Here is a 10,619-nt window from a genome sequence, read left to right as displayed (position 1 = left end):
ACCACTGGAACGAGCCCGACGCCGGGGCACCGGAGACCTCGGTGCCCGAGCTGTTCGAGGCCGCGGTGGCGGCCGACCCGGCGGCGGTGGCCCTGGTCGCGGACGGGGCCGAGATGTCCTACGGCGAACTGGACGCCCGCGCCAACCGGCTGGCCCGGCTGCTGTCCGGGCTCGGCGTCGGCCCCGAGACGCGGGTGGCGGTGGCGCTGCCGCGCGGGGCGGACCTGGTGGCCACGCTGCTCGCGGTGGGGAAGACCGGCGGTGCGTACATCCCGCTGGACCCCGAATACCCGGCCGAGCGCGTCGAGTACATCATGACCGACGCCGCGCCCGCGGTGGTGGTGACCGACTCCTCGGTGACCTCGGTGCCCGCGGCCGACGCGGTGGCGCGGGTGCTGCTGGACGACCCGGCGGTCCGCGACCGGCTGGCCGCCCTGTCCGGCGAGACCCCGGGGCTCGCCCCGGTGGCGGGTGACCACCCCGCGTACACCATCTACACCTCGGGTTCCACCGGCCGCCCCAAGGGCGTCGTCGTCACCCGGGACAACCTCACCAACTTCGTCCAGGACATGCGGGACCGGTTCGCGCTGCGGCCCGGGGACCGGCTGGCCGCCGTGACCACCATCGCCTTCGACATCGCGGGCCTGGAGCTGTACACCCCGCTGGTGTCCGGCGCCGGGGTGGTCCTGGCCACCCGGGACGAGGTGATCGACGTCCCCAGGCTCGCCGCGCTGCTGAGGAGCACCGGCGCCTCCGTCATGCAGGCGACCCCCACCCTGTGGCAGGCGCTGGTGTCCCAGCACCCCGAGGCGCTCTCCGGGCTGCGGGTGCTGGTCGGCGGTGAGGCGCTGCCCGCCGGGCTCGCCTCCCGGCTGTGCGAACTCGGCACCGAGGTGACCAACCTCTACGGCCCCACCGAGACCACCATCTGGTCGACCGCCGCCCGCCTCGCCGGGCCTGACGGCAGTGGGGTGCCGAGCATCGCACCGAGCAGTAGCGCAGTGCAGCCGACCGCCGCCTGCCTTGCCGGGCCTGACGGCAGTGGGGTGCCGAGCATCGCACCGAGCAGTAGCGCAGTGCAGCCGACCGCCGCCCGCCTCGCCGAGGTGTCCGGCCCCCCGGCCATCGGCCGGCCCATCGCGAGCACCCAGGTCTATGTCCTGGACGCCGGGCTGTCACCGGCCCCGCCCGGGGTCCTCGGCGACCTCTACATCGCCGGGCGCGGTGTGGCGCGCGGCTACGCGGGCCGCCCGGACCTGACCGCGGAGCGGTTCGTCGGCTGCCCCTTCGGCGCGCCCGGCACCCGGATGTACCGGACCGGTGACATGGCCCGGTGGACGGACGGCGGGGAGCTGGAGTTCGCCGGCCGCACCGACGACCAGGTCAAGGTGCGCGGCTTCCGTATCGAGCTGGGCGAGATCGAGACCGTGCTCGCCGAGGTGCCCGAGGTCGCCCAGGTGGCGGTCGTGGCCCGCGAGGCCGGATCGGGCGAGCAGCGGCTGGTGGCGTACGTCGTCGCGGCCCCGGACGCGGCGGTGCCGGTGCCCGCGCTGCGCCGGGCGGTCGCCGCGCGGCTGCCGGAGTACATGATCCCCTCGGCGTTCATGGTGCTCGACGAGATGCCGCTGACGCCCAACGGGAAGACCGACCGCAAGGCGCTTCCCGCGCCGGACCTCACCGCACTGTCCACGAGCGTGGCCCCGCGCACCCCGCAGGAGGAGATCCTGTGCGGCCTGTTCATGGAGGCGCTGGAGCTGGACTCGGTCGGCATCCACGACGACTTCTTCGAGCTGGGCGGGCACTCGCTGCACGCCACCCGGATGGTCAGCCGGACCCGGACGGCCTTCTCCGTGGAACTGCCGCTGCGTGCGCTGTGGGAGGCGCCCACGGTGGCGCGGCTGGCGGAACGGCTCCGTGACGCCGACACCGCGCGGCCGCCGGTGGTCCCGGTGGAGCGCCCGGAGCGGATCCCGCTGTCCTACGCCCAGCGCAGGCTGTGGTTCCTCAACCGGTTCGAGAACGGCGCCGCGGCGCACAACATCAGCCTGGGGCTGCGGCTGACGGGCACGCTGGACCACGAGGCGCTGCGGGCGGCCGTCCGGGACGTCACGGCCCGGCACGAGACGCTGCGCACGGTCTTCCCGGAGACCGGCGGCGCCGCGCGGCAGCTCATCCTGCCCCCGGACCAGTGCCCGGCCGAGATGGCCGTCACCACCGTCGAGGAGCGGACGCTGGACGCGGCGATCGCCGAACAGGCGGCGCGCGACTTCGACCTGGCGACCGAGACCCCGCTGCGGGTGACGCTGTTCCAGATGGCCCCGGACCACCATGTCCTGCTGATCATCCTGCACCACATCGCGGGTGACGGCTGGTCGGTCGGCCCCTTCGCCGCCGACCTGACCTCGGCCTATCTGGCGCGGACGGCCGGCCGGGCCCCGGACTGGGAGCCACTTGCGGTCCAGTACGCCGACTACACGATCTGGAACTACTCGGTCCTCGGCGAGGAGAGCGACTCCGGGAGCCTGGTCAGCGAGCAGCTCGAATTCTGGCGGCGGCGACTCGAGGGCGGCCCCGATGTGCTGCCGCTGCCGACCGACCGCCCGCGTCCGCCGGAGGCCGACTACACGGCCGAGACGGTCGAGGGGCGGATCTCGCCGGAGCTGCACCGCGCGCTGGCCCGCGTCGCCCGCACGACCGGGACCAGCCTGTTCATGGTGTTGCAGGCCGGTCTGGCCTCGTTGCTCTCCGCGCATGGCGCGGGCACCGACATCCCCATGGGCTCGCCGATCGCCGGGCGCAACGACAAGGCGCTCGAGGAAATGATCGGCTTCTTCGTCAACACACTGGTGCTGCGCACCGACACCTCCGGCGACCCCACCTTCCGCGAACTGCTGGACCGGGTCCGCGAGTACGACCTGGCCGCCTACGCCCACCAGGAGGTGCCCTTCGAGCGCCTGGTCGAGCTGCTCAACCCCGAGCGCTCGCTGGCCTGGCACCCGCTGTTCCAGATCTGGCTGAACGTACAAAACCTCGAGACCACCACCACCTCGCCGACCGGTCTGCCCGGGGTCGACGCCGTCGCGTATCCGGTGCCGGTCAACGCGACCCAGTTCGACCTGGCCTTCACCTTCAACGAGAACACCGGGCCCGGCGGCGCCCCGGCCGGTCTCCAGGCGCTGATCGACTTCCGGCTCGACCTCTTCGACCGGGAGACGGTCGAGGCCCTGTTCGAGCGTCTGACGCGGCTTCTGGAGCGGGTCACCGAGGACCCGGACCTGCGGGTGGGCGACATCTCCCCGCTCACCGAGGAAGAGCGCGCCGTGCTGGCCGCCGCGAACGACACCGCGCGCGACCTCCCCCCGGCGACCTTCCCCGAGCTGTTCGCCCGCCGGGTGGTCGAGGCGCCCGACGACCCCGCGGTGGCCTTCGAGGGCCGCGAGATGTCGTTCGCCGAACTGGACCGCAGGGCCAACCGGATCGCGCATGTGCTGCGCGCCGAGGGCGCGGCCCCCGAGCGGTTCGTCGCACTGGCGCTTCCCCGGTCCCTCGACTGGCCGGCCGCGGTACTGGCCGTGCACAAGGCGGGCGCGGCCTATCTGCCGCTCGATCCGGCGTACCCCGCCGAGCGCCTCGCCTATATGCTCTCCGACGCCCGGCCCGGCGTGGTCGTCACCACCCGGCCGATCGCCGAGACCCTGCCCCCCATGGGCGACACCACGGTCCTCCTGCTCGACGACGAGGCCACCGGGGCCAGGATCGCGAAGGCGCCGGAGACCGCGCCGGAGGTCCGGCTGTCGGTGGACCACCCGGCCTATCTGATCTACACCTCCGGCTCCACCGGCAGGCCGAAGGGCGTGGTGGTCCCGCACACCGGCTTCGCCAGTCTGCTCACCGGCTATGCGGAGGCGCTCGGACTCGGTCCGGGCAGCCGCGTCCTCCAGTTCGCCTCGCCGAGCTTCGACGCCGCCTTCGCGGAGCTGTGCAAGGCGCTCCTCTCCGGCTCCACGCTGGTGATGGCGCCGTCCGAGCGCCTGGACCCCGGCGCCCCGCTGGCCGCGCTGCTCGCCGAGCAGCGCGTCACCCAGGCGACCATCCCGCCGGCCGCGCTCGGTGTGATGACGGACGGTGAGGTGCCCGCGAACATCACCCTGCTGGTGGCGGGCGAGGCGACCCCGCCGGAGCTGGCCGGCCGCTGGTCGGCGGGGCGGCGGATGGTGAACGCGTACGGTCCGACCGAGGCGACGGTGTGCGCCACCATCAGCGCGCCGCTGTCCGGCGTGGCCGAACCGCCCCTCGGCACACCGATCCCCAACGCCCGGGTGCGGGTGCTCGACGCGGCGCTGCGGCCGACGGCCCCCGGGGTGGTCGGCGAGCTGTACCTCTCGGGTCCCGGGATCGCCCGCGGCTACCTCAACCGGCCCGCAACGAGCGCGGAGCGCTTCGTCGCCGATCCGTTCGGCCCGCCCGGCACCCGGATGTACCGCACGGGTGACCTGGCCAAGTGGACCCGCGACGGGGTGCTGATGTTCGTCGGCCGCGCCGACGAGCAGGTCAAGCTGCACGGCTTCCGGATCGAGCTCGGCGAGATCCGCTCGGTGCTGCTGCGCCGGTCCTCGGTCCGGCAGGCCGAGGTGATGGTGCGCGAGGACCGCCCCGGTGAGCCGCGGCTGGTGGCCTACGCGGTGGCCGAGGGCGCGGCCGGGCCGCTCACCGGTGCCGACCTGCGCGCCCAACTGGCCGCGGAGCTGCCCGAGTACATGGTCCCCGCCGCGGTGGTGGTGCTCGACTCGCTGCCGGTGACCCCGAACGGCAAGACCGACCGCAAGGCGCTTCCGGCGCCGGAGTACACCACGGCCACCGCCCCCGCCGACGAACCGCGCACCCCCCACGAGGAGCTGCTGCGCGGGCTGTTCGCGGAGGTCCTCGGGCTGCCGCGGGTCGGCATCCACGACAGCTTCTTCGACACCGGCGGGGACAGCATCATGTCCATCCAGCTAGTCCGCCGGGCCCGGGACGCGGGCGTCAAGCTGACGCCGCGGGATGTGTTCGAGCACAAGACGGTGGCCGCGCTGGCCAAGGCCACGGCCGTCGAGGAGGCTCCCGCGGAGGTCGCCGCGGCCGAGCCCGTGGCGGTCTCCGCGGGGGTCGGCGACGTACCGCTGACGCCGATCATCCACTGGATGCGCGAACGGGGCGGCCGCCCCGACCGGTTCAGCCAGACCAACATGATCGTGGTCCCGGCGGACGTCGGCGAGCAGCGCCTGCGGTCCGCGTTGCAGACGGTGCTCGACCACCACGACGCGCTGCGGATGCGGCTGCGCCGCACCGGTGGCGTGGTGTGGGGTCTGGAGGTGCCCGAGCGCGGCGCGGTCCGGGTGGCGGACTGTCTGCGCCGGGTCGATCTGACCGGTCTGGACGAGGAGCGGGCGCGTGCCCGGATGGTGGAGGAGACCAAGGGCGCCTGGGACCGGCTCGACCCCGAGGCGGGGCTGATGCTCCAGGCGGTCTGGTTCGACGCCGGCCCGGACGTCTCCGGCAGGCTGCTACTCACCGTCCATCACCTGGCGGTCGACGGCGTGTCCTGGCGCATCCTGCTGCCGGACCTGACCGCCGCGTGGTCCGCGCAGACGGACGGCGGCGGCTCCGGGCTCGACGCCGTCGGCACCTCGTTCCGGGAGTGGGCGCAGCGGCTCTCCGACGCCGCCCAGCGGCCGGAACGGATCGAGGAGCTGGAGTTCTGGCTGGACACCCTCGCCGAGCCCGACGCGGCGCTCGCCGACCGGCCGCTCGACCCCCGGCGGGACATCACCGCGACGGCGAAGCGGCTGATGCTCACGCTGCCGGCCGAGGAGACCTCGGCCCTGCTCACCACGGTGCCCGCCGCGTTCCACGCCCGGATCAACGACGTCCTGCTGAGCGCGTTCGCGACCGCCGTCGCCCAGTGGCGCGCACAGCGGGGCCACCAGGCCGGCCATGTCCTGGTCAACCTGGAGGGCCACGGCCGTGAGGAGCTCGACGAGGGCGTCGACCTGTCCCGGACCGTCGGCTGGTTCACCAGCCTGTTCCCGGTACGGCTCGACCCCGGCCCGCACGACTGGGCCGAGTACCGCGCGGGCGGTCCGGCGACCGGCCGGGTGCTCAAGCGGGTCAAGGAGCAGTTGCGCGCCCTGCCGGACAACGGGATCGGTTTCGGTCTGCTGCGGTACCTCAACCCGCAGACCGCTCCGGTGCTCACCCGGCTGCCCGAGCCCCAGATCAGCTTCAACTACCTGGGGCGCTTCCCCGGCGCCGTGGCGACCGAGAAGGCCACCCCGGCCGACTGGGGGCCTGCCCCGGAGGGCTTCGACCTCGACGGGGGCAGCGACCCCGGGCGCCCGCTCGCGCACACCGTCGACATCACCGCGATGACCCAGGACCTGCCGGACGGCCCGCATCTGGTAGCCGATGTGTCCTGGGCGGGCGAGCTGCTGAGCGAGGACGAGGTCAACGAGCTGGGCCAGAACTGGCTGACCGCGCTCACCGCTCTGGTCAGGCACGCCGAGGGGCCGGAGGCGGGCGGCTACAGCCCCTCCGACCTGACGCTGGTCCCGCTGACCCAGGACGAGATCGACGCGGTCGAGTCCGCGGGGGCGGAGCGGCTGGAGGACGTCCTGCCGCTCACGCCGATGCAGGAGGGGCTGCTCTTCCACGCCCAGTTCGACGAGGACGAGCCCGACCTCTACACCGTGCAGCTCGGCATCGACCTCGCGGGCCCCCTGGACGCGGAGCGGCTGCGCGGCGCGGCGCGGACCCTGCTGCGGCGCCACGCCAACCTGCGCGCGGGCTTCCGCCAGCAGGGCCTGAGCCGCCCCGTACAGGTGGTGGCCGCCGACTTCGAACTGCCCTGGGTAGAGCTGGACTTCGGCCATCTGCCCGAGGCGGAGCGGGCCGCCCGGCTGGACGCGCTGATGGACGAGGACCGGGTGCTCCGGTTCGACCCCGAGCGGCCGCCGCTGCTGCGCTTCACCCTGATCCACATGGGCGACAAGCTGGCCCGGTTCCTGATGACCAACCACCATCTGCTGCTCGACGGCTGGTCGGGCCCGCTGCTGATGCGTGAGCTGTTCACGCTGTACGAGGCGGACGGCGACGAGTCGGCGCTGCCGGAGGTCACCCCGTACCGCGACTATCTCGCGTGGCTCGGCCGGCAGGACAGGCAGGCGGCACGCGAGGCATGGCGCACGGTGCTCTCCGGGGTGGACGGCGCGACGCTCATCGCACCCGACAGCGACGGACGGACCGTCGAGGTCCCCGGCGACCTGCTCGTGGAACTCCCCGAGCACACCACCACGGAGCTGACCGCGCTGGCCCGACGCCATGACGCGACCCTGAACACGGTCGTGCAGGCGGCCTGGAGCGTGGTGCTCTCCGGGCTGACCGGCCGCACCGACGTGGTGTTCGGCGCCACCGTCTCCGGCCGCCCCGCGGACCTCCCGGGTGTGGAGACCATGGTCGGCCTGTTCATCAACACCGTCCCGGTCCGCGCCGAGCTGAGGACGACCGACACCTGGATGACGCTGCTTGAGCGGCTGCGGGGCCAGCAGACGGCGGTGATGGACCACCACTACCTGGGCCTCCAGGACGTGCTGCGCCTGGTCGAGCCGGACACGCTGTTCGACACGATCGTGGTGACCGAGAACTATCCGCTGGACGGCGACGGAATGCCCGCAGTCGAGGACGGGCTGCGCATCATCGGCCTGTACGGCTCGGACGCCAACCACTACCCGATCAGTCTGGTGGCGATGCCGGGACGCACCCTGCGGCTGCGTCTCGGCTACCGGCCGGACCTCGTGGCCCCCGACGCCGTGGCGGCCATCGGCGGCCGGCTGGTCCGCGCGTTCGACGCCATGATCGGCGCGCCGGAGCAGCCGGTGAACCGGGTCGACCTGCTGGCCGCGGACGAACGTCGCACACTGCTGGAGGAGTTCACCGCCACGGCGCGGCCCGAGCCCGTCGCCCTGGTGCCCGAGCGCTTCCAGGCCCAGGCCGCCCGCACCCCGGACGCCCCGGCGCTGCTGGCCGCGGACGGCACCCGGCTCAGCTACGCGGGGCTCGACGCGGCCGCCGACCGGCTGGCCGCCGAGCTGATCGGGGCCGGAGTGGGTCCCGAGCGGCTGGTGGCGCTGGCCCTGCCGCGCTCGGCCGACCTGGTGATCGCCGCCCTCGCGGTGCTCAAGGCGGGCGGCGGCTATCTGCCGGTGGACCCGGGCGACCCGGAGGACCGGCTGGCGCACGTGCTCACCGACGCGACTCCGGTGCTGGTGCTGACCCGCTCGGACATCGCGCCCGGCCTGCCGCGGACGGCGGCGCCGGTGCGGCTGCTGGACCGGCCGTCGGACGGGCCCGCTGGTTCCGGCGGTCGCTGGTGGGATGCGCAGACGGCGCCGGTGCGGCTGCTGGACGAGGCGGTTACGAGTGAGTCGGCCGGGCCCGCCCCCGCCGCCTCCGGCGGCCCCCGGTGGCGGGCGCAGAGCCCCGCGTATGTGATCTACACCTCGGGGTCCACCGGGCGGCCCAAGGGCGTGGTGGTGGAGCACCGTTCGTTCGCCCAGTACCTCGACTACGCCGCCGAGGCGTACCCGTCGCTGGGCGAGCGGGCCCTGCTGCACTCGCCGGTCTCCTTCGACATGGCCGTCACCTCGCTGTTCGGCCCGCTGACCACCGGCGGCTGTGTGCATGTGGCGGAGCTGGAGCAGCCCGCGCAGGGGCGGGTCCGGCCGACGTTCTGCAAGGTCACCCCCTCCCATCTGCCGCTGCTGGCCGGGGTGGACCCGGAGTGCTCCCCGACCCGTGAGCTGGTGATCGGCGGTGAGCAACTGCTGGGCGAGGCGCTGGCCCCCTGGCGCGCCGCCCACCCGGACGTGGCCGTGGTGAACGAGTACGGGCCCACCGAGGCCACCGTCGGCTGCGCGGTGCTGCGGCTGGAGCCGGGCGAGGAGACCCCGTCCGGCGCGGTGCCGATCGGCCGGCCCACTCCGAACACCCGGCTGTATGTGCTGGACGCGGGGCTGCGGCCCGCGCCGCTCGGCGCCGTCGGTGAGCTGTACATCGGCGGCGGCCAGTTGGCCCGCGGCTATCTGGGCCGGCCCGCGCTGACGGCGGCCCGGTTCGTGGCCGATCCGTTCGGCGCGCCGGGCGGCCGGCTGTACCGCACCGGCGACCTGGCGCGCTGGAACGCGGACGGGCAACTGGAGTACCTGGGCCGGGTGGACGAGCAGGTCAAGATCCGCGGCTACCGGGTGGAACTCGGCGAGATCGAGGCCGCGCTGGCCCGGGACCCCGAGGTGGCCCAGGCCACGGTCGTGCTGCGCACCGACGAGGGCGCGGGCAAGCGGCTGGCCGCCTATCTGGTGCCGGCGGCGGGCGGCGGGCTGGACGCCGCCGCGGTGCGCGAGCGGCTGGCCGCGGCCGTCCCGGACTATATGGTCCCGGCCGCGTTCATGGTCCTCGACGAGCTGCCGCTGAACGCCAACGGAAAGGTCGACCGCAAGGCGCTGCCCGCACCCGACTACAACCCCCGGGAGTGGAGCGGACCGCGCACCCCGCAGGAGGAGATCCTGTGCGGGCTGTTCCGGGAGGCGCTCGGTCTTGACGTGGTGGGTGTCCACGACAGCTTCTTCGACCTGGGCGGCGACAGCATCATGTCGATGGGCCTGGTCAACCGGATCCGGTCGGCGTTCGGCGTGAAGCTCGGCATGCGGACGGTGCTGACCGCGCCCACCGTCGCCGAACTGGCCCAGAAGCTCACCGGCGACGCGGAGCAGGACTCGCTCGATGTGCTGCTTCCGCTGCGCGAGCACGGCAGCCGCACCCCGCTGTTCTGTGTCCACCCCGCGGGCGGGCTGAGCTGGAGCTACTCGGCGCTGCTGCGGAGCGTGGACGCCGAGCATCCGGTCTACGGCCTCCAGTGCCGAGGACTCAACGGCGAGAGGGACGCGCTCCCCGCGACCCTGGAGGAGATGGCGGCCGACTATGTCGCCCAGATCCGCCGGGTCCGGCCCACCGGACCGTACGCCCTGCTCGGCTGGTCGCTCGGCGGCACGGTCATCCACGCCATGGCGGCGCTGCTCCAGGCCGAAGGCGAGGAGGTGGCGCTGCTGGTCAACCTGGACGAGTACCCGCTCGACCGCTCCCAGCCGCTGCCCGACCGGCTGCCGGACGAACAGGACGCGCTGCGGGTGCTGCTGGACTTCGAGGGCTACGACGTGGACGCCCTGGGCGACGCCCCGCTGACCCACGGCCAGGTGGTGACCATGCTGCGGGAGCGGCAGTCCGTGCTGGCCAGCCTGGACGAGGACAACGTGGCCGCCCTGGCCCGTGCCTTCGCCAACAACCGCCGGCTCTTCCTGGCCTATGAACCGGCCCCCTACCGGGGCGATCTGCTGGTGCTGGTGGCCGAGGAGGACCCGTCGGTGCCCGCGGCCGACCTGGCCGGGCGCGCCGAGCGGTGGCGGCCGCATGTCGACGGACGGATCGAGTACCGGCGGATCACTCACGCCCATCCGTACCTGATGCGGCCCGAACCGGCCGCCGAGATCGGCCGCGTACTCAACGAGAAGCTCCGGGAACTCAAGTGACCC

At 73.9% G+C, this 10,619-nt stretch carries 1 protein-coding gene; it reads left to right on the top strand.

Going from position 1 to position 10,619, the window contains the following annotated elements:
• Positions 1-41: 41 nt before the first annotated feature.
• A complete protein-coding gene (locus tag KN815_RS12625; RefSeq protein WP_216341878.1) occupies positions 42-10,616 on the top strand; it encodes a non-ribosomal peptide synthetase in 10,575 nt (3,524 codons plus the stop codon).
• The last annotated feature ends 3 nt before the right edge of the window (positions 10,617-10,619 follow it).

This window comes from Streptomyces niphimycinicus, assembly GCF_018883605.1.
Lineage (GTDB): Bacteria > Actinomycetota > Actinomycetes > Streptomycetales > Streptomycetaceae > Streptomyces > Streptomyces niphimycinicus.
The sequence above is the reverse complement of the archived record's forward strand: the minus strand, read 5'-3'. Positions and strand labels throughout refer to the sequence as shown.